Here is a 24,838-nt window from a genome sequence, read left to right as displayed (position 1 = left end):
TGAGACCGATTCACGAATGCTTATTTTTTAGGCGAGGTGCGCAAATTCTCAGCGCCCCTTGGCAAATGCATCCGCCGCGCCATGTTACCCCCTGCCCGGCGCTGGACGTTACGCGGGCGGGATGCTCTGTCGAAACCAGAGCATAAATGCGCGGGAATTGTCAGGGGATTACCATGAAAAAGATCGAAGCCATCATCAAGCCGTTCAAACTCGACGAAGTCAAAGAAGCCCTTCAAGATGTGGGCGTACAAGGCCTCAGCGTGATTGAAGTAAAAGGCTTCGGCCGTCAAAAAGGCCACACCGAACTCTACCGTGGTGCGGAATATGTTGTAGATTTCCTTCCCAAAGTGAAGGTGGAAGTGGTATTGGATGACGATCAGGTCGATGCTGCTATTGAAGCCATCGTCGACGCCGCCAAAACGGAGAAAATCGGTGACGGCAAAATCTTCGTTTCCCCTGTAGAACAAACAATTCGCATCCGTACCGGTGAATCCGGTTCAGACGCACTTTGACATCGGCCTTCGGGCCCAGACTACGAATAGACCATAAAGGACCTACACGATGGATACCCAGGAATTCCTGAGCAAAATCAAAGATGAAGGCATTGAATATGTCGACATCCGCTTCACTGACACCCGCGGCGCCTTGCAGCACGTTACCATCGTGAGCGATCTGGTCGACGAAGATTTCCTCGAAGAAGGCTTCATGTTCGACGGCTCGTCCATCGCAGGCTGGAAAAGCATCGAAGCCTCCGACATGAAGCTGATGCCCGACGTCAGCACCGCCTATGTCGACCCCTTCTATGCAGAAACCACGATCTGTCTGCATTGCTCCATCGCCGAGCCAGACACCGGCGAAAGCTATGAGCGTGACCCCCGCGGCACCGCCGAAAAAGCCGAAGCCTATCTGCGCTCCTCCGGCATCGGCGACAATGCCTACTTTGGCCCCGAGGCCGAGTTCTTCCTTTTCGACAACGTCAAGTTTTCGAACCAGATCAACAAGGTATCTTACGAAGTTGACGCATCCGACGGCTCGTGGAACTCCGACACCGATTATGAAATGGGCAACATGGGCCACCGCCCGGGCCTCAAGGGCGGCTACTTCCCGGTGAACCCGGTGGACGAAGCCCAAGACCTGCGCGCCGAGATGCTTTCGACGATGAAGCGCCTTGGCATGAAGGTCGACAAGCACCACCACGAAGTTGCGTCCTGCCAGCACGAACTGGGTCTCATCTTTGGTGAGTTGACCGAACAAGCGGACGAAATCCAGAAATACAAATACGTGGTCCACAACGTGGCCCATGCCTATGGCAAGTCGGCCACCTTCATGCCCAAGCCGATCTTTGGCGACAACGGCTCTGGTATGCACGTGAACATGTCGATCTGGAAAGACGGCAAGCCGCTGTTTGCGGGCGACAAATACGCCGACCTCAGCCAAGAAGCGCTGTGGTTCATCGGCGGCATTCTGACCCACGCCAAATCGCTCAACGCCTTCACCAACCCGACGACCAACAGCTACAAGCGTCTGATCCCGGGTTTTGAAGCCCCCGTTCTGCGCGCCTACTCTGCGCGCAACCGGTCGGGCTGCGTGCGTATCCCATGGACCGAAAGCCCCAAAGCCAAGCGCGTTGAGGCCCGTTTCCCCGATCCGGCGGCGAACCCCTATCTGGCCTTCTCGGCCCTCTTGATGGCTGGCCTTGACGGCATCAAGAACAAGATCGATCCGGGTGAGGCGATGGACAAGAACCTCTATGACCTGCCCGCAGAAGAGCTGGCGGACATCCCGACAGTGGCCGGTTCGCTGCGCGAAGCGCTGGACGAACTGTCCAAGGACATGGACTACCTGCTGGCCGGTGACGTGTTCACCCGCGACCAGATCGAAGGCTATATCGGGCTGAAGATGGAAGAGGTTCTGAAATTCGAACAGACCCCACACCCCGTCGAATTCGGCATGTACTACAGCTGCTGATCCATCCCCGCCCTACCGGGCGATTGGAGAAATTAGAAAGGGCGCGGACCATTCCGCGCCCTTTTGCATGGCCCCCCCCCCGGAACAGAGCCTCCCGTGCCGCGTTGGCTTGGCAGAGCAGCGAGAGAGGGGTGCGGATCATGGCCGAGGATTCAACGGCGCTGACGGATGTTGTTGACGAGCTGAAAGACGCCTCCCAGGGGAAAGACACCGTTGAAGTCGGCCAATTGATCGACGCGCTAGACCAACGGGGCTACGGCCCTGCCCTTGCTGTCATTCCGCTGATGGAGCTTACCCCCTTGGGCGGCATTCCCGGTTTCCCAACCGTTCTGGCGCTGTTGGTCGGCATCCTCGCGTTGCGGCTGCTGCTGGGCTATGAGCATTTTTGGGCCCCGAACTGGCTGCGCGAACGATCTCTGAAATCCGAAAAGGTGTTAAAGTCGGTTGAGTGGCTGCGGCCCGTGTCAGAATGGATCGACGACAAGTTGCATGCCCGGCTGTCCCGCTTTGCAGGCCCCACCGGTCAAAAGGTTGCCTGTGTCGTCATCCTCTGCCTTTGCTTCTCCGTCCCGCCGCTGGAGGTGGTGCCCTTTGCCACCTCGGCACCGATGATCGTGATCTCAATCTTCGGGCTGGCGCTGCTCTATCGTGACGGCCTGCTGATGTTGCTGGCCTTCATCGGGGCGGGTATCGCGGGATTTGCGGGCGCGTCCTATTTTTTGGGCGGCTGACCGCAGCCCGCCCCGCCATCGCCATAAAAGGGCCACATGACCTAAGCAATCTTTAACAAGACCCTGCAAAGGAAGCAGATAAGATGGCGACTTCCACGACGACCTTCAACGAGCGGCTGACCCGCATTGAACAGCGCGCAAAACGCGCGGACGGCAAGCACCGCCGCGCCAAACGCAGCCGAAAAGGGCTGATGTTTCTGGTAACTCTCGGTTTGCTGTTCGGCGGGGCGAGTTTTGCCCAAGATAGCGCCCCACAGGTCAATGCCTGGGCTGGCACCGCGATCGAATATGTCCGCGCCCTGCTGCCGCGCTGAGGGTCAAAGATTTTACCTTTCCTTCACCAACTGAGTTGAACCGTTGTCCAGACGGGCTAACCTCTGATCGGCACACAGACGCAGAGGGTCAAACTCATGTTCAAATCACTTTTCACCACCACCGCGGCCATCTGCACCTTTATGGCCGCGCCCGCATTGGCAGCCCAATGCGGCAATACTGCCAATGGCTTTGAGGCCTGGAAAGGCGCTTTCGCCCAAGAGGCCCGCGCCACCGGAGTAGGCCAGCGCGGACTGGATGCCTTGGCCAGCGCCCGCTACGCCAATGGGACCATCGCCGCTGACCGGAACCAGAAATCCTTTAAATATTCCCTGTCCAAGTTCATGCAGGTGCGTGGCGCGGATACGATCGTGGCCCAAGGCCGCAAGCGCAAAGCCCGCAATGCGGGGCTGTATAATGCGCTTGAGCAACGCTATGGCGTGCCTGCGGGGGTTTTGCTGGCGATTCACGGGATGGAAACGGGCTTTGGCGGTTTCATGGGCAATAGCGCGGTCGTCTCGGCGATCACCACACTGGCCTATGATTGCCGCCGCTCCGACTTTTTCGTGCCCCATGCCATCGGTGCCCTGAAGCTGGTGGACCGCGGCGCGATCACGCCCAACACCCAAGGCGCGAAACACGGTGAGCTTGGCCACACCCAATTCCTGCCCGGCAACGCGCTGACCTATGGTGTCGATGGCAATGGTGACGGTCGCGTGGATTTCTATAACGAAGTCGACGCGCTGGCTTCGACCGCCAATTTCCTGCGCCAGAAAGGCTGGCAGCCGGGGGCTGGCTATCAGGAGGGGCAGCCGAACTTCCGCGTCATTCAGGCATGGAACGCGGCGGGCGTCTATCAAAAGGCCATCGCCATCATGGCCAGCCGCATCGACGGCTAAGAACCACTTAACCTTTGTTGAGCCGCGGCGCGTCCCCTTGGGGCGCGCCGCTTGCGTTTGTGGGCTCGGCGGACCTCTGAGCCCGTTTAATTCCCACAGGCCAACGGGTTCCCTGCAATCTTTTGGCCTGACCGGGGAACCGCCCGCAGCGTCAGTCGTTGGACTGTAGATAAGATAATTGCTGCAGACGAATGGAGGGACCCATGCACGGAATTTTCTACCTCATCGGCCTGATCGTGGTCGTTCTCGCGATCCTGAATCTCGTATTTTAAAGGAGGTCACCATGCCCGACGACAAAAACACACAGACCCAAAGCGCCGCCGCGAAAGAGCAGGCGACCGCTGCAAAAGACAAAGCCGCCGCTGCCGCCAGCAGTGCTGCCGAGAGCGCCAAGGCACAGGCCCGGGACGTGGCCGACACCGTGTCTGCCGAAGCCACCAACTATGCCTACCAAGCGCGTGACACCGCCGCCGACGAAGTCAAAGGCGTCGCATCCGCACTGCGTACCGCAGCGGATGAGCTGCGCAGCGGCTCCCCGCAGGAGCGCAGCTTTAGCCAACTTGCCGATGGCCTTGCCGATGTCTCCGACACCATGCGCGACAAAGATCTGGGCGAGATGATGGGCGACCTCAATGGCTTTGCCAAGCGTAACCCGCTGGTCTTTCTTGGTGGCGCGGCCCTTCTGGGCTTTGTGGCGACCCGCTTTGCCAAAGCCTCCAGCGACCGGCCTCAGGGCGGTTATGGCGGCAGCGGCGTCGAATATGACGACGACGACCGCATCGACCGGCCCATGCCCGGTACGCCGCCCACAGGTGCCGCAAGCACCGTGCCCGGCCGCACCGCCGCACAGCCGACCCCGCAGCCTGCCGCGCCCAACGTCGTAACAGGAGAGAAAGCATGACCACCGAAAGCAATAAATCCGCCGGGAGCCTGCTGACCGAGGCACTCTCCCACGTCAGTTCCCTGATGCGCAAAGAGGTCGATCTGGCCCGCGCCGAAGTGAACGAGAACCTGAAACACGCGGGCGTGGCCATTGGCCTGATCGTCGGCGCCGTGGTCGTGGCTCTCACTGCACTGAACGTGCTGAGCGCCGCTCTCGTCGCCGCCCTGACCGAAGCTGGCATCGCTGCTGGCTGGTCCGCCGTGATCGTCGGCGTTCTTCTGGCCATCGTCGCTTATGTGATGGTCCAGAAAGGCACAAATGATCTGAAACTCAACAGCCTTGCGCCGACCCGCACCGCCAAAAACGTCAAGCGTGACGCAGCAACCATGAAGGAGGTCTACGATGACAAATGACTCCAGAAACCCCGAAGAAATTGAACGCGAAATCGAACGGGAGCGCGCCGGTCTGGCCGACACGCTGGACGATCTGCAAGACCGCTTCTCGGTCGAAGGCATCGCGCGCCAGTTTTCTGACCAGTTCCGCGAACATGGCGGCGACTGGGGTCGCTCCATCTCTGACGCGGCCAAGCGCAACCCGGTTGCTCTGGCGCTGACGGGTGCCGGTCTGGCGTGGATGATGTTCGGCAGCGGCAACAGCCGTGACCGCCGTGGCTACGAAGGGTTGGACCGCGACCGCGCACATCCCGTGCCGGTGCCGGTAACCAACACCGAAACCCGTCCCGCCGTGCGTGACGCACGCCGCTCCTCCGCCCCTGCAAGCGCCTATGCTTCCAGCTATGGCTCCGAGCGTGGCGCAGGTGACAATGTCCCCGCATGGGCCCGTGACGTGCATCATGATGACGAAGACAGCCGTGGCTTGGGTGATCATGCCCGCTCTGCCGCTGGTAGCGTGAAGGGAGCCGCAGGCTCAGCCGCGAGTGGCGTGTCCGGTGCCGCAGGCTCCGCCGCCGGTAGCGTCAAAGGCGCTGCAAGCTCGGCTGCTGGTCGTGCCCGCTCTGCCGGGTCATCGGTTGCCAGCGGTGCCCGCTATGCCCGTGACCGCGCGTCATATGGTGCAAGCTCTGCCGTCGACAGCATCCGCAACACCGCCAGCGGGGCCGCCCATAGCGTGCGTGACAGCGCCAATGCCGCCAATGAGCGTGCCCATGTGCTGCGCGACCGTCTGTCGGAAGGCACAGAGAACATGACCGCCGAAGCGCGTGAGCGCATCGTGATGGCCCGTGCTCGTGCCGTGGATGCATGGAATGCCGGTGGCCGCTATGCCCGTCAGGGCGGTGAGCGTGCTTCGGACATGTTCGAAGAGCATCCGATGGTCGCCGGTGCCTTGGCCCTCGCAGTGGGTGCCGCCATCGGTGCCGCGCTGCCCCGCAGCCGCACCGAAGACGCCTATATGGGCGAGCACAGCGATGCGCTCTTTAACGAAGCCGAGCGTATTTACGCGGAAGAGCGTGACAAGCTGGGCAAAGTTGCCAAGGCCGCATCGGATGAGGCAGGCAAAGTCTTGAAAGAGACGAAAGCCAACGCCGATGCCGCAGCCGACGAAGAGACCGCCGCCGACGCCGCCGTGAAAAAGGCGAAGGAAAGCGGTCAGCGCGTTGCAGATGCTGCCAAAAACGAAGCCGACAAGCAAAAGCTCGGCGACGTGAAGAGCTAAGCGATACCATTGCCCGCTCCCGGTACCCGGGGGTGGGCTCCTTTTTTACGACAATAATTGCAAGTCAGAGGTACGATTATGGCGCGCGGACGTGAAGCGGAAACGCCGATGGAGATACCGGCCCCCGGATGGAAAGACATCCTGTTTCGGGTCAAGGATGAAATCGCCGCCGATCACGTGTCGCTCGTTGCCGCCGGTGTTGCCTTTTATGCGCTGCTGGCGATTTTTCCCGCTGTCACCGCGCTGATGGCGCTCGCCGGGCTGGTGATGGAGCCTGCACAGGTCACCGCCCAGCTTGAAGCGCTGACAAACCTCATTCCCAAAGAAGCCGCCACCATCATTCTCGATCAGGCCGTTGCTGTGACCGGATCGGAAGAGACGGGGCTTGGCTGGGCCTTTCTCATCGGTCTGGGCCTCGCGCTCTACTCTGCCTCCAAGGGCGTTGGCAGCCTGATGGAAGGTCTCAATGTGGCCTATGATGAGAATGAAACCCGCGGTTTCGTCACCAAATTGATCTGGACACTGGGCCTCACTGTGATGTTGATCGGTGTGCTGCTCTTGGGTCTTGCCGCGACACTGGCGGTGCCTGCGGTAGTCGCCTTCCTCGCCCTGCCGGATTGGGTTGAGACATTGCTCACCTATGGCAGTTGGGTATTGCTGGCCGCGCTCACAACGCTCGCGCTGGCCGTGCTTTACCGCTATGGCCCCGCCCGCGATGACGCAGAGTGGAAATGGCTCACCCCCGGCTCTGTCATCGCCTGCATCCTGTGGATCGTCGCCTCTGTCGGTTTTTCGATCTATGTCAGCAACTTCGGCAGCTATAACGAGAGTTTCGGCAGCATGGCCGGGGCGATCATCCTGCTGATGTGGCTGTGGATTTCGGCCTTCATCGTGCTCTTGGGGGCCGAGTTCAACTCCGAAATGGAAGCCCAGACCCGTAAGGACAGCACCACCGGTCCAGAAGAGCCGATGGGCCACCGCGACGCGGTAAAGGCCGACAGGCTGGGCCGCGCCAAGGGTAAATAGGAGGGGGTCCAATGGCACCGCGCGCACTCTGGAAAGGTCAGCTTCGCCTCTCGCTGGTGTCGATCCCGGTCGAGATATTCTCGGCCACTAAGACCAGTTCCAAAGTCTCCTTCCGGCAAATCCACAAACCCTCGGGCAAGCGGGTGCGCTATGAGAAATCCGTGCCCGGCATCGGCCCGGTCAAGGCTGAGGATATCGTCAAAGGCTATGAGGTCGGCAGTGACGAATATATCCTGCTTGACCCCGACGAGGTGGATGAGATCAAGCTCGAGACGAAAAAGACCTTTGAGCTGGTGCAATTCGTCGACGCCTGCGAAATCTCTCCGCTTTATTTTGACAAACCCTATTACATCACCGCCTCTGACGATCTGGCCCAAGATGCCTACCGCGTGGTGCGCGACGCGCTGCGCCAAGCGGGCAAGGTGGGCTTGGGGCAGGTCACCATGCGCGGCAAGGAATATCTGGCCTGCGTCAAACCCTGTGGCGACGGGCTGTTGATGGAGACGCTGCACTACGCCGATGAGCTGCGTGAGGCAGATCAGATTTTCACCGATAACGAGGATGAGAAGACCGACAAAGACCTGCTCGATGTGGCGACATCGCTGATCGACAAGAAAACAGCCCCCTTCGATGCTTCAGCCTATACCGACAAATATGCCGAGGCGATGCATAAGCTTTTGGATGCGAAGGTGAAGAACAAGAAAACCCCGCGCGTGCAGACCGGGGATGACGGCCCTGCCGAGGGCGAGAATGTCATCGACCTGATGGGTGCGTTGAAAGAGAGCCTGAAGGAAGCGGGCGGTAAATCCAGCGCCAAGAAGAAGGCGCCACGCAAGAAGGCCTCGTGATGGCCAAATCCCCCGACAGGCTTGCCAGCTACAACGCCAAGCGCGATTTCGAGACGACAGCCGAACCCCGTGGCCAGATCGGCAGCGGCGCGGGCCAAAGCTTCGTTGTCCAAAAACATGACGCCACCCGCCTGCACTATGACTTTCGTCTTGAATGGGAAGGGGTGCTGCTGAGCTGGGCCGTCACCAAAGGCCCCTCCCCCGACCCATCCGAAAAGCGTCTTGCCGTGCGGACAGAGGATCACCCGCTTGACTACGGCGGGTTCGAAGGGACGATCCCAAAGGGGCAATATGGCGGCGGCACGGTGATGCTCTGGGACCGGGGCACTTGGATGCCGCAGGGCGATGTCGCCAAGGGGTTGAAGGACGGCAAGCTCAAATTCACGCTGCAAGGCCAACAGATGCAGGGCGGTTGGACATTGGTGCGGATGCGGGGCCAGGAAAAGCGCGAGAACTGGCTGCTGATCAAGGAACGCGACGACTATGCCCGCGATGTGCCAGATGGGCTGACCAAGGGCACCGCCCGGTCGATCACCACGGGCCGCACCATGGCGGAAATTGCCAAGGATGCCCCCGCGAAAGATGTCGCGGACCCAGAGCCCAAACGCAGGGGCAAGAACCCCAGCTTCGTCAAACCACAGCTTGCCACTCTCGTTTCCGACGCGCCCAAGGGCGAGGATTGGATGCATGAGACGAAGTTCGACGGCTACCGCTGTCTGGTCTCTCTCGGCAAGGGCGGTTCGCGGCTCTTTACCCGCTCGGGCAAGGATTGGACCGACAAATTCAACGGGCTTGGCCATGCTTTTGATCCGCTGCCCTGCGACCGCGCCCTGCTGGACGGAGAGGTCATGGCGGCCAAGATCAATGGCTCTGCGTTTTCGTCCCTGCAAAAGGCGCTGAAAGAGGGGCATCCGCTGGTCTTTTACGCCTTCGATCTGCTGTCGCTTGATGGCGATGACTTTCGGGGCGAGGCGCAAAAAGACCGCCGCGCCCGTTTGGCAAAGTTGCTTTCCGGCGTGCCAGCGGGCGGGCCATTGCGGTTGAGCGAACATGTTGTGGGTCATGGCCCCGAAGTCTTTGACCGCGCGTGCAAAGCCGGGGCCGAGGGGATCATCAGCAAACGTATCGACGCGCCCTACTCCGGCAGACGCAGCAAGAATTGGCTCAAGGTCAAATGCACCCGGCGGCAGGAATTCGTCATCATCGGCTATTCCCCCTCTGACAAAAAGGGCCGCGCCTTCGCCTCGCTCCTGTTGGGCAGTCATGAGGGCGGCGCATTGCGCTATAAAGGCCGTGTCGGCACGGGGTTTTCCGAAGAGGTGATGGCCGATCTTGCCCGTGCCATGACCGCCCGCAAAACACCGCCCGCCAGCGACGTGCCAGCCGAGGTTGCGCGCGATGCCAAATGGGTCCGCGCCGATCTGGTGGCCGAGGTCGACTTTACCGAATTCACCGCCGATGGCGTGATCCGCCACGGCAGTTTTCTGGGCCTGCGTCAGGACAAGGACGCCGCCCAAGTGACACTGGAGGAACCGCAGGAGGAGCCGAAGATGGGTGATGACAGCAAGATCGGCGGCGTGCAGATCAGCAACGCCGACCGCAAGGTTTTCCCCGATGCAGGCTGCACCAAGGGTGACGTGGCGCGGCATTACGCGCGTGTCGGCCCGCGCATGATTGAACTCATGGGCCATCGCCCTCTGTCGCTGTTCCGCTGCCCGTCGGGGATCGACGGGCAATGTTTCTTTCAAAAACACGACAGTGGCGGGATGCCTGATGCGCTGTCGCGGGTATCGATTGAGGAAAGCGATGGCGACGCGGCGCATTACCTCTATGCCACGCGGCCCGAAAGCCTGATCGCGGCGGCGCAGATGGGCAGTTTGGAATATCACATCTGGGGCGCGCGGGTTGACCGGTTGGACCGCCCCGACCGGCTGGTCTTTGACCTTGACCCCGATGAGGGGCTGGACTGGCCCGATGTCCGCGCGGCAGCCTTTGAGCTGCGCGACGCGCTGGCGGCTCTGGGCCTGCAATCGGGCGCCATCGTCACCGGTGGCAAGGGCGTGCACGTCTGGCTGGCCTTACGCCGGACACGCGGCTGGGAGACGGTCAAGCTGTTCTCCAAGACCTTTGCCCATGTCATGGCGGCGCAGAACCCTGATCGCTATGTTGCGACCATGTCCAAGGCCAAGCGCAAGGGCCGCATTTTCATCGATTGGCTGCGCAACGAACGCGGGTCTACGGCCATCGCGCCCTATTCCCTGCGCGCGCGCCCCGGTGCGCCGGTCGCCGTGCCGGTGACGTGGGAGGAATTGGAAAACCTCGACAGCGCCAACGGGTTCCGCATGGGCGATATCGCCGCGCGGCTGGATCGGCCCTGCTCCGCGCGGGCCGTGCAAAACGATCTGCAATCGCTGACCGATGGGGTGATCGAGAAGCTGCAGGATTGGTCTGAAACCTAGCGGTTGTTTTTCGCGCACCGGGACGGGCACAACATCGTGCCCTGCGCGAGATTGGCCGCGGAGGCCCGCGGCCAATGAGGTTACTGGCCGAGCGCTTGCCCCAGATCAGCACCAAGGTCTTCGACATCCTCAATCCCGACCGAGAGCCGCAGCAGCCCTTCGGGGATCCCGGTGTGCGGCTCAATCGTGTGGCGATGCTCAACAAGGCTTTCCACACCGCCAAGCGACGTGGCGCGGTGGAAAAGCTGCAACCGCCCTGCCGCTTTCAGCGCCGCTCCCGCCCCGCCTTTGACGACAAAGGACAACAGCCCGCCATAGCCCCCGCACATCTGCTGCGCAGCAAGGGCGTGGCCGGGATGGTCCGGCAGGCCGGGATACATCACCTGTTCGACCTGCGGGTGATCCGCCAGAAACTCCGCCAATGTCATGGCATTGCGGGACATCTCGCGCATTCTGAGCGGCAGGGTGCGCATGCCGCGCGCCAGCAACCACGCCTCCATCGGGCCAATCACCGCGCCTGCCTCGTTCCGGTCATCGCGGATCATCTGCCAGCGCGGCGCGCCTGCGTCATTGGTGGCAAGCGAGCCGGCCAAAACGTCGGAATGGCCGTTGATCCCCTTGGTGGCCGAATGCATCACGATATCCGCGCCATGCTCCAGCGGGTGGCTCAGCACGGGCGAAGCCGCCGTGCTATCGACCACCAGCGTCGCGCCCACCTCATGCGCGGCGGCGGCGGCCCCGGCGATATCGGTGATCCGCAGCCATGGGTTCGAAGGGGTCTCGATCAAACACAGGTCAGGCTTTTCGGCCCTGCAAAGTGCTGCAAAGGCATCCAGATCGCTGGCGTCCACCTCATGCAGCGCAATCTGCCGACGGGTGCAGAAATCGCGGATCCATTTCGTCGTGCCCCAGTAAATCTGGCTTTGCACCACCACGCTCGCGCCATTGGGCACCGTCCGAAAGACCGCCGCGATGGCGGCCATTCCCGAGGGGAAAATGAGCGTCTCCTCGGCCCCTTCGAGCGCGTTCAGAATACGCTCTGCCACGCGGGTGTTTTCATTGTGTGAGCGCAGATAGACGTTGTCGGGGTTGACCAGATCGTAGTTCTCATCGCGCAGATAGGTGGTGGCAAATTGCACCGGCGGCACCACCCCGCCCGAGGCGGGATCGACGGCGCCTGCGGCCTGAGCCGCGATGGTGGCAGGGTGCAATTGCGATTTGGGAGGCTGTGCCAAGTGGTTTCTCCAACAGATGTTTTTTCAAGTGGTATACAAAGCAACAAGCCGGGGCAAATGGGATCACGGCCAGTGCTTTCACGTAACGCTTGGGTGAGCAGAGAGCCGCGGCCCTTGATCCACCGGCAGAACATGTCACCTTTGACGCACACCAAAACTGGAGCGCCCCATGGCCACCGAACGCATCACATTCCCCGGCCCGGATGGCACGGAACTGGCCGCCCGGCTGGACATGCCCGAAGGGCCGCATCTGGCGACTGCGCTGTTTGCGCATTGCTTTACCTGTGGCAAGGACATCCCCGCCGCGCGGCGTATCGCCGGACGGTTGGCGGCGATGGGCATTGCCGTGCTGCGGTTTGATTTCACCGGATTGGGCCATTCGGGCGGTGAGTTTGAGAACACGTCTTTTTCCTCCAACGTCGACGACTTGATCGCTGCCTGCAGCTATCTATCGAGCCGCGACATGGCGCCTGCGCTGTTGATCGGTCATTCTCTGGGCGGAGCGGCGGTACTGAAAGCCGCGGCGCAACTAACCCATGTCAAAGCCGTCGCCACCCTCGGCGCGCCCTTTGATCCGGCCCATGTCACCCATAATTTCGCCGAAAGCCTGCCCGAGATTTCGGCCAAGGGCAGTGCCGAGGTCAACCTTGGCGGGCGGCCTTTCACCATCAGTCAGGGCTTTATCGACGATGTGCAGGGCGCCTCCCTCGCCCCTGATATCGCCAAGCTGAAAGCCGCGCTGCTGGTGCTCCACGCCCCGCGCGATGAGATTGTGAGCATCGACAACGCAGGCCAGATTTTTCTGGCCGCGAAACATCCCAAAAGCTTTGTCACGCTGGACGATGCCGATCACCTGATCACCCGCGCGGGCGATGCCGAATATGCGGCAGAGATCATCGCCACATGGGCGGATCGCTATATGACACTGAAATCCCCCGCCCCGCCCCCCGGCGCGCCCGAAGGGATCGTGCGCGTGACCGAAGCTGACGCCGATGGGTTCTTGCAAGACGTGAACGCGGGCCCCCACCACCATGCGCTGGCGGATGAGCCGCTGGCTTATGGCGGCACCAATCGCGGCATGTCGCCCTATGGGTTTTTGTCTGCGGGCTTGGGCGCTTGCACGTCGATGACGATCCGCATGTATGCGCGGCGCAAGGGCTGGCCGCTGACGGGGGTGAGCGTCGATGTTTGCCACGACAAGGTCCATGCGCAGGACGCGGGCACCGGGGCTGCGGAGAAGATCGACACGTGGAGGCGGCGTATCCGGCTGGAGGGGGATTTGAGTGAGGAACAGCGCCAGCGGTTGTTGGAGATCGCGGATAAGTGCCCGGTGCATCGGACATTGGAGCGGAGTTCGACGGTGCTGACTGAACTGCTTTAGCTACAATAGGTTTACCATCCCGGCCCGGAATCAAGCCGCAGGCGCCGGGCCATCGACTGCCCGCCCGTCACGCCAAAGGCGTGCCGATATACACTGGCGCACCTTTGGTGCGACCGGGTAAGCAATTTGGTGAAGCTGGGCGTAACCTCGCGAGCGCACATTATGGTTGAGCCATAAAGTGGCACCGACTTACGTATGATCGCCGACCCGCGGGCAGGCGATGGCCCTCTTTACCCTCACCACCCCAGACTTGTCCTTAACCCCAAGTCAGTCTATGCCGCCCCTGACCCATCCCCTGTCCTAAAAAGGTGCGCGCATGATCCCCCGCTACTCCCGTCCCGATATGGTTGCCGTTTGGTCGCCGGAAACGAAATTCCGCATCTGGTTCGAGATCGAGGCCCATGCCTGCGACGCGATGGCGGATCTGGGCACCATCCCGCGCGAGAATGCCGACGCCGTGTGGAAAGCCAAAGACGTTGAATTCGACGTGGCCCGCATCGACGAGATCGAGGCCGTCACCAAACACGACGTCATCGCCTTCCTGACGCACTTGGCCGAACATGTCGGCAGCGACGAAGCGCGTTTTGTGCATCAGGGCATGACCTCCTCGGACGTGCTTGATACCTGCTTCAACGTACAGCTGACCCGCGCCGCTGATCTGCTGCTGGTCGGCATGGACAAGCTGCTCGCCGCGCTGAAGAAACGCGCGCTTGAGCATAAAGACACCGTGCGCGTGGGCCGCAGCCATGGCATCCACGCCGAGCCTACGACCATGGGTCTGACCTTTGCCCGCTTCTACGCCGAGATGGACCGCAACCGTGCCCGCCTTGTCGCCGCGCGTGAGGAAATCGCCACTGGCGCGATCTCGGGCGCTGTCGGCACTTTCGCCAATATCGACCCGCGCGTCGAAGAACATGTCTGCGAGAAACTGGGCCTCAACCCCGAGCCGATCTCGACCCAGGTCATCCCGCGCGACCGTCACGCGATGTTCTTTGCCACGCTCGGCGTTATCGCCAGCAGCATCGAAAACGTGGCGATTGAAATCCGCCACATGCAGCGCACCGAAGTACTGGAAGGCGCGGAATTCTTCTCCATGGGGCAAAAAGGTTCTTCGGCCATGCCGCATAAAAAGAACCCCGTGCTGACCGAGAACCTCACCGGGCTTGCCCGTCTGGTGCGCATGGCCGTGGTTCCGGCGATGGAGAACGTAGCACTTTGGCACGAACGCGACATCTCGCATTCCTCGGTCGAGCGTGGCATCGGGCCTGACGCGACTGTCACGCTGGACTTTGCCCTGCACCGTCTGGCTGGTGTAATCGACAAAATGCTCGTCTTCCCCGAGAACATGCTGGAGAACATGAACAAATTCCCCGGCTTGGTCATGAGCCAGCGGGTGCTTCTGGCCCTGACCCAAGCGGGCGTAAGCCGTGAGGATGCCTATTCCATGGTGCAGCGCAACGCGCTGAAAGTCTGGGAAGAACGCCTTGATTTCCGCGAATTGCTGCTGGCCGATGAAGAGGTCGTCGCGGCCTTGGGCGAAGATGGCATCAACGAGAAATTCGACATGGGCTATCACACCAAACATGTCGACACGATCTTCAAGCGCGTCTTCGGCGCGTGATGCGGTCATCGTAATGCTTTGAAATTGGCGCGGACGGGTGTACCCTGTCTGCGCCTGTCAAAGGAGCAAACGACATGAAACTCGCACTGACACTCGGCGCCCTCATGGCGCTCACGGCCCCCTCCCTCGCCCTTGCATCGGGCTGCGTTCATGACAAACAGGTGATGACCTGCGCCGAGGGAATGAAACTCGACATCAGCAGCGGCACCTGTGTGCCAGACACCACCGCCTGAGGTTTTCACGGGCGGCAGGGTTTTCTATTGCTGGATCAGAGGGCCGCGCCTTGGCGGCCCCCACGCCTGCGACTGCGCGGGCCTTCGACGGCTGACCCCGGCCTATGACGCCCGGCATGGCTTGTTGCGCGGGGCGGCGCAGGCTATGTCAGGAAAACTTTAACAGCCTGTCAGAGCCCATGTCGGACCAAGCCCCCCAAGTCAAAAAGCCCTATCCCTTCGGTCGCCGGGCGCGCCATTACCTAAGCAATCTGCTGATCGTCGGGATCATTCGCACGGCTTTGGCCCTGCCCTATAAGGCGCGGCTCAGCTTTGTCGGCAGCTTGGTGCAGCATGTCTTGGCCCCGCTGGCGGGCTACCGCCGCCGCGCTCTGGACAATCTGGAACACGTCTGGCCCGAGATGCCGCTGGCCCGTCGCGAGGAAATCGCCACGCGCTGTCTCAACAACCTTGGCCGTTCCTTTATCGAGAATTACTCGGCCGATGATTTCCCCAAACGCATGGCCGATGCCGAGCCACGCGGCCCCGGCATGGCGGCGCTGGAAGAGGCCAACCGCAGTGGCCAGCCGGTGATCTTGGTGACCGGGCATTACGGCAATTACGAAGCGGCGCGGGCGTCCCTCGTGGCGCGCGGCTATGACATCGGCGGGCTCTACCGCGAGATGAAGAACCCTTATTTCAACGCGCATTACGTCAAAACCCTCGAAGCCTTCGGTGGGCCGGTGTTTCCGCAAGGGCGGCGCGGCACGGCGGGGTTCGTGCGGCATCTGAAACAGGGCGGTCGGCTGGTGCTGTTGTTTGACCAACATGTTATCCGCGCGCCGATCCTCGACTTTATCGGCAAACCTGCCCGCACCGCGATCTCGGCGGCGGAGCTGGCGCTGCGCTATGAGGCGCTGTTGATCCCGTTCTACGGCATTCGCCAAGATGATGGGGTCAGCTTTGACGTGGTGCTTGAAGCGCCGGTGCCGCATAGCGATCCGATGACCATGACGCAGGCGCTGAACGACAGCCTGACCGCGCAGGTCACCAAGACGCCCGAACAGTGGTTCTGGGTGCACCGCCGCTGGCGCCCGCACGAAACCTAATCTTTGCGTGCCTATTTGATGCGCGCTGCTGCGAGAATCGCGCCCGGACCACCCGGTTCTTGGCGTTGAACAATCACCACGACGGGCAGATCGCCCTCGGTTTTTGCTGTCAGCGACAGCGGCGCTGACCCGTCCCAATCCGCCAAAACCTGCCAGCCCCGCACGACATTGCTGTGCTCCATGACATGGCCTGCATTCTCTCCGCGGGTGACCTTGGTCCGCTCCATCGGCGAATAGCGCAGCATATGCACATGCATCGGACCGACGGCGTCGGTCAGGGGGGCCGCCTTGATCTCAAGGGTCTCTCCCGACCGCGCGAGCGTCAGCGCCACCTGCGGCGCGGCCTCTGCGTGACGCTCCACCGCGTCCATCAGCTTCATTGGTTTGGCGCCCACGATATCGGTCTGCCCCTGCACGATCAGCTCAGGCGTATAGACACTGCGCCGCCCGCCCACGGCGGCATAGCCGCGCTGGCGCTCGGCATGGGCCGGGTCGCCAAAGGGGTCTTCCCAACCGATATAATCCCAGTAATCCACGTGCAGCGCCAAGGCGATGATGTCCTCCCGATCGGCCAATTCGGCGAGCATTTCATCGGCGGCGGGACAAGAGGAACAGCCCTGAGAGGTAAAGAGTTCGACCACCACAGGCTGATCCTGCTCGGCCTGCAACGGGGCGGCCAGCAGCGAAAACGCGGCGAGAACGGGATAAATCAGGGGCTTCATAAAATTCCAGACGGATCAATATCGCGGTGATGGCATTGGTCTAACGGCTTGGTGGCTGAAACACCAATCAACCTTTGTTGAGACGCCCGTTAGCGCCCCCAGCGGGCTTTGCGCAGACTGCCCCCTTTATTCTCGGTACACAATGGTATACAAAATCGCGCGAAACCACCTGATAACAGTTGAACCGCCGCGCCCGTAGTGGCATTGAGACGACAATCTAGCCACCCATCAGACCCCGAAGGGAGCCCGCCATGACAATCCAAGTCGGTCACGACAGTGCCAAGACACGCAAGACCCTCTCCGTTGGCAGCCAGAACATCGCCTATTACTCGATCCCCGCCGCCGAGGCTGCGGGCTTGGGCGATTTCTCGAAATTGCCAGCGGCGCTGAAAGTCGTTCTGGAAAACATGCTGCGTTTCGAAGACGGCAAGACCGTCACTCAGGACGACATCAAGGCTTTCGCCGAATGGGCGACCAAGGGCGGCAAAAACCCCCGCGAAATCGCCTATCGTCCGGCCCGCGTGCTAATGCAGGATTTCACCGGTGTTCCAGCCGTTGTTGACCTTGCCGCGATGCGCGATGGTCTGGTGGCCTTGGGCGGCGACGCCGACAAGATCAACCCGCTGAACCCTGTTGACCTTGTCATCGACCACTCCGTCATGATCGACGAATTCGGCAACCCGCGCGCGTTCCAGATGAACGTCGACCGGGAATATGAGCGCAACATTGAGCGTTATACCTTCCTCAAGTGGGGCCAAAAGGCGTTTAACAACTTCCGCGTTGTGCCCCCCGGCACCGGCATCTGCCACCAGGTGAACCTTGAGTATCTCAGCCAGACCGTTTGGACCGACAAGGACCAAAACGGCGAGGAAGTCGCCTACCCCGATACGCTCGTCGGCACCGACAGCCACACCACCATGGTCAACGGCGCTGCCGTTCTGGGCTGGGGTGTTGGCGGGATTGAGGCCGAAGCCGCAATGCTGGGGCAGCCGATCTCCATGCTGATCCCCGAAGTCATCGGCTTTGAGCTGACAGGCCGCATGATGGAAGGCACCACCGGTACCGACCTCGTGCTGAAAGTCGTGGAAATGCTGCGCGAAAAAGGCGTGGTGAGCAAATTCGTCGAATTCTACGGCGAAGGTTTGGATCACCTGCCGCTGGCAGACCGCGCGACCATCGCCAACATGGCCCCCGAATACGGTGCCACCTGCGGTTTCTTCCCGATCGACGATGAAACACTGCGCTATCTGACCAACACCGGCCGCGACAAGGATCGTGTTGCGCTGGTCAAAGCCTATGCCCAAGAAAACGGCATGTGGCGCGATGCGGATTATGCACCGGTCTACACCGACACGCTCTCGCTCGACATGGGCACCATCGTGCCTGCGATTTCCGGCCCGAAGCGCCCGCAGGATTACATCGCCCTCGACAGCGCGCACACCGCATTTGCCGAATACGTCAAAGGCATCCGCGAAGGCAAAGACACTTCGGCCAACTCGGAAATCCGTTGGGAAGGCGAAGGCGGCCAGCCCGAGCCGCGCGACATCCCCGGTGACGAAGGCCACCACAACCGCGGCTATGTCGCCACGGATGATGGCAACTACCAGTTGCATGACGGCTCCATCGTGATCGCCTCGATCACGTCCTGCACCAACACCTCGAACCCCTACGTGATGATCGGCGCGGGCCTTGTGGCACGCAAAGCGCGTGAGCTGGGCCTGACCCGCAAGCCTTGGGTCAAGACATCGCTGGCGCCGGGTTCGCAGGTCGTGTCGCATTACCTTGAGGCCGCTGGCCTGCAAGACGATCTGGATGCCATCGGCTTTAACCTCGTGGGCTATGGCTGCACCACCTGCATCGGCAACTCCGGCCCGCTGGAAGCGCCGATCAGCAAGGCGATCAACGATTACGATCTGATCGGTACTTCGGTGCTGTCGGGCAACCGCAACTTCGAAGGCCGCATTAGCCCTGACGTGCGTGCCAACTACCTCGCCTCCCCGCCCCTCGTGGTGGCCTATGCGCTGGTGGGTGACATGAACCACGACCTGACAAACAGCCCGCTGGGTCAGGACAAGAACGGCAATGACGTTTACCTCAAAGACATCTGGCCCTCGACGCAGGAAGTCGCTGAACTGGTCGAGCAGACCGTGACGCGCGCAGCCTTTCAAGAGAAATACGCCGATGTCTTCAAAGGCGACGAAAAGTGGCAGTCGGTCGAAACCACGGACAGCAAGACCTACGACTGGCCGCCGACCTCGACCTACGTGCAAAACCCGCCTTACTTCCAAGGCATGTCGCCAGAGCCGGGCGTGATCTCCAACATCGACGGCGCGAAAGTTCTGGCGGTGCTGGGTGACATGATCACCACCGACCACATCTCGCCCGCCGGGTCCTTTAAGGAAACCACCCCTGCGGGTCAGTATCTGACAGAGCGTCAGGTGCCGGTGCGTGAGTTCAACTCCTACGGCTCCCGTCGTGGTAACCACGAAGTCATGATGCGCGGCACCTTCGCCAACATCCGCATCAAGAACGAGATGCTGGACGGCGTTGAGGGCGGTTACACCAAAGGCCCCGATGGTCAGCAGACCTCGATCTTTGATGCCGCGATGGCGCATCAGGAAAACGGCACGCCGCTGGTGATCTTCGGTGGCGAACAGTACGGCGCGGGCTCCTCGCGTGACTGGGCCGCCAAAGGCACTGCCCTGCTGGGCGTGAAGGCCGTGATCGCCGAGAGCTTCGAGCGTATCCACCGCTCCAACCTCGTCGGCATGGGCGTCATCCCGTTTGAGTTCACCGGCGGCGACACCCGTAAATCGCTGGGCCTGACCGGCGAAGAAACCGTGTCGATCAGCGGGTTGGACACGATCAAGCCACTGCAGGAAGTGCCCTGCACGATCACAATGGCCGATGGCAGCACCAAAGAGATCACGCTGAAGTGCCGCATCGATACCGCGATTGAGATCGAATACATCGAACACGGCGGCGTGCTGCACTACGTGCTGCGCAACTTGGCGAAATCGGCCTAAGCGCCGATCGCCACTGCGAAACAGTTCAAGGAGCGGCCCCCGTGGGCCGCTCCTTTTTCTTTGCCTCGGGGCCTTGAGCGGGAACCTGCCCGCGCATCACGGGTTGCCTTTCTAAGACGATCGCGTTCGAGGAAGGCACAGCAATGATAGCAGGTTACGCGCTAGGCGCTTTGGGCGCGGTGATCCTTGTTATCGTCCTGCTGGATTTTCTCTATACCGCCATCGGCGCGGCCCCTGTGGCGCCCCTGTCGGAACGGGTGGCGCGGGCGACCTTTTTTCTCTTCACCAAAGTCATGCCCAAGGGAAACGCCCGGCACCGGCTTTCCGGCCCGGTGGTGATGACGGCCATCGCGGTAACTTGGATCGTGCTCGTCTCCCTCGGCTGGACCTTGGTGTTTCAGATGAGCCGTGAGGCGGTGGTGATGTCGGACAACGCAGAGCCTGCGGGTTTTGTCCGCGACTCCGCCTTTGTCGGCCATCTACTCTCGACCCTCGGCGGCGGGCCGCTGCAAACCCAGAGCCCCTTTTGGTTGGCGATGTCAGTGCTTGTCGGGGTCAATGGGATGGTGATCCTCACGCTCTCGGTCAGTTTCGTGCTGTCGACCACCACCACCGTCGCGCAAGCGCGGGGGCTTTTGAGCAAGGAGTCGATGTTCGCGGCGGACAGCGACCAGATGAACACGATCATTATGCCTGCCCTCGCCGATCTGGTGTCGAACCTCAATGCGATGCAATTCGCGCTTTACTACAGCGCCGAACACCCCGCCCGCCGGGTGCCCGCAGGAATGGTGGAACTGGCCGAGCGGGTCGCCCCCTACCCCGAACAGATGCGCCGCCTGCGCATCGCGCTTGAGCCGCTGCCCGGTTTCACCGCGCCCGAGGGCACCTTGGATCAACTGACCGATGCGCAGTTCATCGCCCGACTGCGTGACTGGGCGCGGCAGTATTCGCTTTGAGCGCGAGGAACAGAACACCCTGCGAGCCGTTGGTCTTGACGCACCCAAGCGAAAGGACACCTTATGAGCCCGAAAATCACCGTTCTTTTCTATTCCACCTATGGCACAAACCACGCCATCGCTGAGGAAGCCGCCCGCGCCGCCAAAGAGGCAGGCGCCGAGGTCCGCCTCCGCCGCTGTACCGAAACCGCCCCGAGAGCCGTTGTCGACGGACAGGATGCTTGGCGCGAACAGTTGGACAAAATGAAAGACATCCCCGAGGCCAAGCCCGAAGACATGGAATGGGCCGATGGCTATTTCATCTCTGCCCCGACGCGCTTTGGCGTCGCCGCCAGCCAGTTCCGCGCCTTTATCGATACGCTGGGGCCGCAGTGGCAGTCAGGCGCGCTGGCCAATAAGGCAGTCACCGCGACCACCTCTGCGCAGAACCCACATGGGGGGCAGGAAACCACACTCCAATCGATCTATGTCACCGCCATGCACTGGGGCGCGATCATCGTGCCGCCTGGCTATGCCGATGGGGTGAAGTTCGAAGACGGCGGCAACCCCTACGGCTATTCCTGCGAACCCGGCCCGCTGGATGAAACCGGCAAGAAATCCATCGCCTTCCAAGCCAAACGTCTTGTTGAATTCGCAGGCAAGATCAGCGGCTAAGCGCGTCTTGCAATGCCGGGAGAAACCGCTGCACATAGTCGCTGCCGACCAGCGGCCCGGCAAAGCGGAACAGCACCGTCCCGTCCCCGCCAACAATGAATGTCTCTGGCGGGGCGGTGACACCCCAATCAATCGCCACCCGCCCTTGGGGGTCGAAACCAACCCCGGCAAAGGGGCTTTTTTCGTCTTCCAAATAGGCGGTGGCGTTCTTCTCGGTATCTTTGAAGTTCACGCCAATGATGTTCATTCCCTCGGCCTGCATCTCCAGCAGCTTGGGGTGTTCAGCGCGGCAAGGCGGGCACCAGCTTGCCCAGAAGTTCACGAGGCTGACCTCTCCCCCCCGCAGCATGTCGTCCGTCGCCTGCGGATAGCCCGGCAGCGCCGCCTCAGGCATCGCGGGTGCCTGTTGCCCGACCAACGTAGAGGGCAACCCCTCGGGGTCATCGCGGTACATGCCGACCGCTGCCAGCGCCACGAAGGCCGCGAAAATTACCGGCGGGGCGATCATCATGGGAGAGAACCTAGCCACGGCGTCCGGCCTCCAGTTCAGTCTCTTCCAACGCGCGACGGGCCGCGCGGCCCCGCAGCAGGGTTACCCCGACCAGCGCGGCCAGCAACAGCAGTGACACGCCATAGGCCGAAAGCACCTCGGCCGCATATTTTCCAAGTTCCGGCATCACGCCCCCCTGTTCATCCGCGCCCGCAGCGCCGCCGTGCGGCGCAGGCGAATTTCGGTGCCCGTGCGGTAAACGACCAGCGCCAGAAACAGCAGGCCAAAGCCGATCATCGCCAGCACGAGTGGATAGAAAAACACATCCGCCACGCTGCGGTTGCCCGTGGCCACGGGGATCGACGTGCCCTGATGCAGCCCTTGGTTCCAGAACTGCACCGCGTAGCGCGACAGCACCGCAAAGACCGAGCCCACAAGGCAGAGGACCGATGTCAGATCGGCGGCAGTGTCCGGGTCTTCGACTGCCTGCCACAGCGCGATATAGCCAAGATAAAACAAAAACAGGATCAGAAACGACGTCAGCCGCGGATCCCACGCCCACCATGTGCCCCACATCGGCTGACCCCAGATCGCCCCCGTCACCAGCGCGATTAACGTCATGACCAGACCCACGGGGGCCGCGGCCTTGGCCGCCAAGGCGCTGACGTGGTGCCGACGGATCAGCCAGATCAGCGAGGCGACCAGCATCATGAACCATGCGTTAATCGCCATCAGGGCGGCAGGCACGTGCAGATAGATGATCTTGACCGTGCTGCCTTGGCGCGCGTCATCGGGCGTGCCAAAGAACCCCCAGAGCAAGCCGAGGCTTACGAAAACGGCCGCAAGCGCCCAAAGCACAGGCTGCACACGCTCTGAAAGCGCTAGGAATTTGACCGGGTTTGCGTATTGCCAAAGGGACATGCGGACTACCTATCGCGCGGTTGGGGGCTGCTCAATGCACAAATACTTGGGGCACGATTTCTTGGGTCATCGCAACCCCATCCGAAGCACCGCCGCTGCGGCAAATGGCATCAAGGCCACCACGGCCAGCGTCAGCCCTGCAAGCATCAAAAGCGGCGTGCTGGCATCCAGCCCCGCAGCCCCGCGCCGCGCGACCTCGGCGCCAAAAATAAGCGTGGGGATATAAAGCGGCAGCACCAGCAGCGACAGCAGCAAGCCACCCCGTTTGATGCCAACCGTCAGCGCCGCGCCGAACATGCCGATGACCGACAACGCCGGCGTGCCAAGTGCGAGCGACGCGAGCAGCCACAGATGACCGGGCGCCGCGAGTTGCAGCATCACCCCAAGGAATGGGGCCGCCAGCACCAGCGGCAACCCTGTGGTCAGCCAATGCGCCAAAGCCTTGATCGCCAGTGCCCCTTCAAGGGGCAAGGGCGCAGTGAGCAGCAGTTCCAACGAGCCATCTTCGAGATCGAGCGCCAGCAGCCGGTCAAGCGACAAGAGGCAGGCCAACAACGCCCCAAGCCAGAGCACACCGGGGGCAATCGCGCGCAGAAGCGTGGCCTCTGGCCCGACGCTAAAAGGCACCAGCATCGTCACGATCAGGAAAAACGCCAGCCCAAGGCCAAAGCCTCCGCCCGCGCGCAGTGCCAACCGCAAGTCCCGCAGCAACAGCGCCTTCATAGGAACGCCGCGTCGCTGGCGCCGAGATCGACGTCGGGGGCCGCGCGAAAGGCGCTGATATCAAGCACGCGGGCATCGACCCCCAGATCAATATGCGTGGCCATCAGCGCCGATCCCCCCGCCGCGAGGTGCCCGCGCAGCACCGTGCCGAAGAGCGCCACGGCATCCGCATCGAGCGAAACCGTCGGTTCATCCAAGACCCAAATCGGCCGCCCGGTGACCAACAGCCGCGCCAGCCCCAGACGCCGCTTTTGCCCGGCGGAAAGCGTCCCTGCCAAACGATCTGCAAGCGGCCGCAGAGCATAACCATCAAGCGCCGTTAAAATATCTTTGTTCCCAAATACTTGCGACCAAAAGCTAAGGTTTTCCCGCACCGTCAGCATGGATTTCAGCCCATCCGCATGAGCGGCATAGGCCACACGGTCCGCTGCCCCGTCGATCCGCCCCGACAGCGGCGCTTGCAGCCCCGCAATGCAGCGCAGCAACGTCGTCTTGCCCGCCCCGTTGGGGCCGCGCAGCACCAAAGCTTCCCCCGCGGCCAGTGCGAAGGATACGCCCGAAAGCACAGGCACCCCGCCGCGCGCCACGCTGAGATCGCTTATTTGCACCGGCGTCGCCGCTCCGCTCTCAGACCGGCAATAGGGCCAGTGCGATGCGCCGCCCCTCGCTCAGCAAGATGTTATAGGTGCGGCAGGCGGCGGGAGACGACATGACCTCGACCCCCAGACCCGCCTCCTCCAGCGTTTCACGGAGGTCGTCGGGGATATGCGCCACGTCCGCCCCGGTGCCGAGGAAGACCACATCGACCTTGCCCGCCAGCGCCAACACCGGCGCGGGATCAGCCAGACCGCCCCAGCCTGTGATGCCGTCGGGGCCGATCACTTGCGGCCCTTGCACAACCTCTCCGCCAATGCGGAAAAAGCCGGGGCCATAGCCGTCGATCGGTTTGGCGTCGGTATAGGTGATCTCGTTCAATCGCATGTCATGT

The 24,838-nt window shown here is 61.8% G+C and carries 26 protein-coding genes; 18 read left to right on the top strand and 8 right to left on the bottom strand.

The features are described 5' to 3' along the window. Positions 1 to 173: 173 nt before the first annotated feature. From K3758_RS07210 to ligD, 11 genes are all read left to right on the top strand, one after another. Complete coding sequence (locus tag K3758_RS07210) at positions 174 to 512, top strand: P-II family nitrogen regulator (RefSeq protein ID WP_067266338.1); 339 nt, start codon at positions 174 to 176, stop codon at positions 510 to 512. 49 nt (positions 513 to 561) lie between these two features. Further along, entirely contained in the window at positions 562 to 1,968 is a 1,407-nt protein-coding gene (gene glnA / locus K3758_RS07205; protein WP_067625776.1) for a type I glutamate--ammonia ligase, read from the top strand. A gap of 140 nt (positions 1,969 to 2,108) precedes the next feature. Continuing rightward, positions 2,109 to 2,699, top strand: a complete 591-nt coding sequence (locus K3758_RS07200) for an exopolysaccharide biosynthesis protein (RefSeq protein WP_067625778.1) — start codon at positions 2,109 to 2,111, stop codon at positions 2,697 to 2,699. Between the two features lie 83 nt (positions 2,700 to 2,782). Further along, complete coding sequence (locus tag K3758_RS07195; protein WP_259949274.1) at positions 2,783 to 3,013, top strand: hypothetical protein; 231 nt, start codon at positions 2,783 to 2,785, stop codon at positions 3,011 to 3,013. 96 nt (positions 3,014 to 3,109) lie between these two features. Further along, complete coding sequence (locus tag K3758_RS07190; protein WP_259949272.1) at positions 3,110 to 3,910, top strand: lytic transglycosylase domain-containing protein; 801 nt, start codon at positions 3,110 to 3,112, stop codon at positions 3,908 to 3,910. A 283-nt stretch (positions 3,911 to 4,193) separates the two neighbouring features. Further along, positions 4,194 to 4,811: a hypothetical protein gene (locus K3758_RS07185; RefSeq protein WP_259949271.1), complete on the top strand. Its 618-nt coding sequence runs from the start codon at positions 4,194 to 4,196 to the stop codon at positions 4,809 to 4,811. Next, positions 4,808 to 5,206: a phage holin family protein gene (locus K3758_RS07180; RefSeq protein WP_259949268.1), complete on the top strand. Its 399-nt coding sequence runs from the start codon at positions 4,808 to 4,810 to the stop codon at positions 5,204 to 5,206. The genes K3758_RS07185 and K3758_RS07180 overlap by 4 nt, the downstream gene beginning before the upstream one ends. Beyond that, entirely contained in the window at positions 5,196 to 6,467 is a 1,272-nt protein-coding gene (locus K3758_RS07175; RefSeq protein ID WP_259949266.1) for a DUF3618 domain-containing protein, read from the top strand. The genes K3758_RS07180 and K3758_RS07175 overlap by 11 nt, the downstream gene beginning before the upstream one ends. A gap of 78 nt (positions 6,468 to 6,545) precedes the next feature. Next, the gene (locus tag K3758_RS07170) at positions 6,546 to 7,493 is read left to right on the top strand and encodes a YihY/virulence factor BrkB family protein (protein WP_067623518.1); all 948 of its coding nucleotides are present in this window, start codon (positions 6,546 to 6,548) and stop codon (positions 7,491 to 7,493) included. A gap of 11 nt (positions 7,494 to 7,504) precedes the next feature. Continuing rightward, on the top strand, positions 7,505 to 8,341 hold the full coding sequence (locus tag K3758_RS07165; protein WP_259949263.1) for a Ku protein: 837 nt from the start codon (positions 7,505 to 7,507) through the stop codon (positions 8,339 to 8,341). Continuing rightward, positions 8,341 to 10,800: a DNA ligase D gene (gene ligD / locus K3758_RS07160; protein WP_259949261.1), complete on the top strand. Its 2,460-nt coding sequence runs from the start codon at positions 8,341 to 8,343 to the stop codon at positions 10,798 to 10,800. Before K3758_RS07165 ends, ligD begins: the two co-directional genes overlap by 1 nt. 80 nt (positions 10,801 to 10,880) lie before the next feature. Here ligD and K3758_RS07155 read toward each other — a convergent pair whose 3' ends face one another. Further along, positions 10,881 to 12,035: a PLP-dependent aspartate aminotransferase family protein gene (locus K3758_RS07155; RefSeq protein WP_259949259.1), complete on the bottom strand. Its 1,155-nt coding sequence runs from the start codon at positions 12,033 to 12,035 to the stop codon at positions 10,881 to 10,883. Between the two features lie 169 nt (positions 12,036 to 12,204). Here K3758_RS07155 and K3758_RS07150 point away from each other — a divergent pair, with 169 nt between their 5' ends. From K3758_RS07150 to K3758_RS07135, 4 genes are all read left to right on the top strand, one after another. Then, on the top strand, positions 12,205 to 13,416 hold the full coding sequence (locus K3758_RS07150) for a bifunctional alpha/beta hydrolase/OsmC family protein (RefSeq protein ID WP_259949257.1): 1,212 nt from the start codon (positions 12,205 to 12,207) through the stop codon (positions 13,414 to 13,416). 316 nt (positions 13,417 to 13,732) lie between these two features. Next, positions 13,733 to 15,037, top strand: coding sequence for an adenylosuccinate lyase (purB, locus tag K3758_RS07145; protein WP_259949253.1), 1,305 nt, complete (start codon positions 13,733 to 13,735; stop codon positions 15,035 to 15,037). Positions 15,038 to 15,111: 74 nt separating this feature from the next. Next, positions 15,112 to 15,270, top strand: a complete 159-nt coding sequence (locus K3758_RS07140; protein ID WP_259949251.1) for a hypothetical protein — start codon at positions 15,112 to 15,114, stop codon at positions 15,268 to 15,270. Between the two features lie 179 nt (positions 15,271 to 15,449). Next, on the top strand, positions 15,450 to 16,358 hold the full coding sequence (locus tag K3758_RS07135; protein WP_259949248.1) for a lysophospholipid acyltransferase family protein: 909 nt from the start codon (positions 15,450 to 15,452) through the stop codon (positions 16,356 to 16,358). Between the two features lie 11 nt (positions 16,359 to 16,369). Here the strand turns inward: K3758_RS07135 and K3758_RS07130 are convergent, their stop codons facing one another. After that, a complete protein-coding gene (locus K3758_RS07130; protein ID WP_259949245.1) occupies positions 16,370 to 17,080 on the bottom strand; it encodes a thioredoxin family protein in 711 nt (236 codons plus the stop codon). Positions 17,081 to 17,331: 251 nt separating this feature from the next. Here K3758_RS07130 and acnA point away from each other — a divergent pair, with 251 nt between their 5' ends. The 3 genes from acnA (at position 17,332) to K3758_RS07115 (ending at position 21,716) form a co-directional block, all read left to right on the top strand. Further along, positions 17,332 to 20,106 carry an aconitate hydratase AcnA gene (gene acnA / locus K3758_RS07125; protein ID WP_259949242.1) on the top strand — a complete coding sequence of 925 codons (2,775 nt, stop codon included), beginning with the start codon at positions 17,332 to 17,334 and terminating at the stop codon, positions 20,104 to 20,106. A 143-nt stretch (positions 20,107 to 20,249) separates the two neighbouring features. After that, positions 20,250 to 21,062: a hypothetical protein gene (locus K3758_RS07120; protein ID WP_259949239.1), complete on the top strand. Its 813-nt coding sequence runs from the start codon at positions 20,250 to 20,252 to the stop codon at positions 21,060 to 21,062. A 63-nt stretch (positions 21,063 to 21,125) separates the two neighbouring features. Next, positions 21,126 to 21,716: an NAD(P)H-dependent oxidoreductase gene (locus K3758_RS07115; RefSeq protein ID WP_259949236.1), complete on the top strand. Its 591-nt coding sequence runs from the start codon at positions 21,126 to 21,128 to the stop codon at positions 21,714 to 21,716. Here the strand turns inward: K3758_RS07115 and K3758_RS07110 are convergent. From K3758_RS07110 to K3758_RS07085, 6 genes are all read right to left on the bottom strand, one after another. Next, complete coding sequence (locus tag K3758_RS07110; RefSeq protein ID WP_259950011.1) at positions 21,706 to 22,224, bottom strand: DsbE family thiol:disulfide interchange protein; 519 nt, start codon at positions 22,222 to 22,224, stop codon at positions 21,706 to 21,708. The genes K3758_RS07115 and K3758_RS07110 overlap by 11 nt on opposite strands. Before the next feature lie 13 nt (positions 22,225 to 22,237). Beyond that, on the bottom strand, positions 22,238 to 22,393 hold the full coding sequence (ccmD, locus tag K3758_RS07105; protein ID WP_259949214.1) for a heme exporter protein CcmD: 156 nt from the start codon (positions 22,391 to 22,393) through the stop codon (positions 22,238 to 22,240). After that, entirely contained in the window at positions 22,393 to 23,127 is a 735-nt protein-coding gene (locus K3758_RS07100) for a heme ABC transporter permease (protein ID WP_132443674.1), read from the bottom strand. Before K3758_RS07100 ends, ccmD begins: the two co-directional genes overlap by 1 nt. A 66-nt stretch (positions 23,128 to 23,193) precedes the next feature. Further along, positions 23,194 to 23,850, bottom strand: a complete 657-nt coding sequence (ccmB, locus tag K3758_RS07095; RefSeq protein ID WP_259949210.1) for a heme exporter protein CcmB — start codon at positions 23,848 to 23,850, stop codon at positions 23,194 to 23,196. Beyond that, positions 23,847 to 24,458 carry a heme ABC exporter ATP-binding protein CcmA gene (ccmA, locus tag K3758_RS07090; protein WP_259949207.1) on the bottom strand — a complete coding sequence of 204 codons (612 nt, stop codon included), beginning with the start codon at positions 24,456 to 24,458 and terminating at the stop codon, positions 23,847 to 23,849. Before ccmA ends, ccmB begins: the two co-directional genes overlap by 4 nt. A 19-nt stretch (positions 24,459 to 24,477) precedes the next feature. Next, positions 24,478 to 24,831, bottom strand: coding sequence for an Mth938-like domain-containing protein (locus K3758_RS07085; RefSeq protein ID WP_132443677.1), 354 nt, complete (start codon positions 24,829 to 24,831; stop codon positions 24,478 to 24,480). Positions 24,832 to 24,838: the final 7 nt, after the last annotated feature.

Origin of the sequence: Sulfitobacter sp. W002 (assembly GCF_025142135.1) — a bacterium.
In the GTDB taxonomy this organism is placed as follows: Bacteria; Pseudomonadota; Alphaproteobacteria; order Rhodobacterales; family Rhodobacteraceae; genus Sulfitobacter; species Sulfitobacter profundi.
The sequence above is the reverse complement of the archived record's forward strand: the minus strand, read 5'-3'. Positions and strand labels throughout refer to the sequence as shown.

Bases quoted from the DNA above. Each gene is read 5' to 3' on its own strand.
- ccmD (WP_259949214.1), bottom strand. From the start codon at position 22,393: ATGCCGGAACTTGGAAAATATGCGGCCGAGGTGCTTTCGGCCTATGGC.
- K3758_RS07190 (WP_259949272.1), top strand. From the start codon at position 3,110: ATGTTCAAATCACTTTTCACCACCACCGCGGCCATCTGCACCTTTATG.
- acnA (WP_259949242.1), top strand. From the start codon at position 17,332: ATGACAATCCAAGTCGGTCACGACAGTGCCAAGACACGCAAGACCCTC.
- K3758_RS07180 (WP_259949268.1), top strand. From the start codon at position 4,808: ATGACCACCGAAAGCAATAAATCCGCCGGGAGCCTGCTGACCGAGGCA.
- K3758_RS07150 (WP_259949257.1), top strand. From the start codon at position 12,205: ATGGCCACCGAACGCATCACATTCCCCGGCCCGGATGGCACGGAACTG.
- K3758_RS07110 (WP_259950011.1), bottom strand. From the start codon at position 22,224: ATGATCGCCCCGCCGGTAATTTTCGCGGCCTTCGTGGCGCTGGCAGCG.
- K3758_RS07175 (WP_259949266.1), top strand. From the start codon at position 5,196: ATGACAAATGACTCCAGAAACCCCGAAGAAATTGAACGCGAAATCGAA.
- K3758_RS07200 (WP_067625778.1), top strand. From the start codon at position 2,109: ATGGCCGAGGATTCAACGGCGCTGACGGATGTTGTTGACGAGCTGAAA.
- K3758_RS07135 (WP_259949248.1), top strand. From the start codon at position 15,450: ATGTCGGACCAAGCCCCCCAAGTCAAAAAGCCCTATCCCTTCGGTCGC.
- K3758_RS07170 (WP_067623518.1), top strand. From the start codon at position 6,546: ATGGCGCGCGGACGTGAAGCGGAAACGCCGATGGAGATACCGGCCCCC.
- ligD (WP_259949261.1), top strand. From the start codon at position 8,341: ATGGCCAAATCCCCCGACAGGCTTGCCAGCTACAACGCCAAGCGCGAT.
- K3758_RS07130 (WP_259949245.1), bottom strand. From the start codon at position 17,080: ATGAAGCCCCTGATTTATCCCGTTCTCGCCGCGTTTTCGCTGCTGGCC.
- K3758_RS07195 (WP_259949274.1), top strand. From the start codon at position 2,783: ATGGCGACTTCCACGACGACCTTCAACGAGCGGCTGACCCGCATTGAA.
- K3758_RS07140 (WP_259949251.1), top strand. From the start codon at position 15,112: ATGAAACTCGCACTGACACTCGGCGCCCTCATGGCGCTCACGGCCCCC.
- K3758_RS07185 (WP_259949271.1), top strand. From the start codon at position 4,194: ATGCCCGACGACAAAAACACACAGACCCAAAGCGCCGCCGCGAAAGAG.
- K3758_RS07165 (WP_259949263.1), top strand. From the start codon at position 7,505: ATGGCACCGCGCGCACTCTGGAAAGGTCAGCTTCGCCTCTCGCTGGTG.
- K3758_RS07210 (WP_067266338.1), top strand. From the start codon at position 174: ATGAAAAAGATCGAAGCCATCATCAAGCCGTTCAAACTCGACGAAGTC.
- K3758_RS07115 (WP_259949236.1), top strand. From the start codon at position 21,126: ATGAGCCCGAAAATCACCGTTCTTTTCTATTCCACCTATGGCACAAAC.
- purB (WP_259949253.1), top strand. From the start codon at position 13,733: ATGATCCCCCGCTACTCCCGTCCCGATATGGTTGCCGTTTGGTCGCCG.
- K3758_RS07085 (WP_132443677.1), bottom strand. From the start codon at position 24,831: ATGCGATTGAACGAGATCACCTATACCGACGCCAAACCGATCGACGGC.
- K3758_RS07120 (WP_259949239.1), top strand. From the start codon at position 20,250: ATGATAGCAGGTTACGCGCTAGGCGCTTTGGGCGCGGTGATCCTTGTT.
- ccmB (WP_259949210.1), bottom strand. From the start codon at position 23,850: ATGAAGGCGCTGTTGCTGCGGGACTTGCGGTTGGCACTGCGCGCGGGC.
- glnA (WP_067625776.1), top strand. From the start codon at position 562: ATGGATACCCAGGAATTCCTGAGCAAAATCAAAGATGAAGGCATTGAA.
- K3758_RS07100 (WP_132443674.1), bottom strand. From the start codon at position 23,127: ATGTCCCTTTGGCAATACGCAAACCCGGTCAAATTCCTAGCGCTTTCA.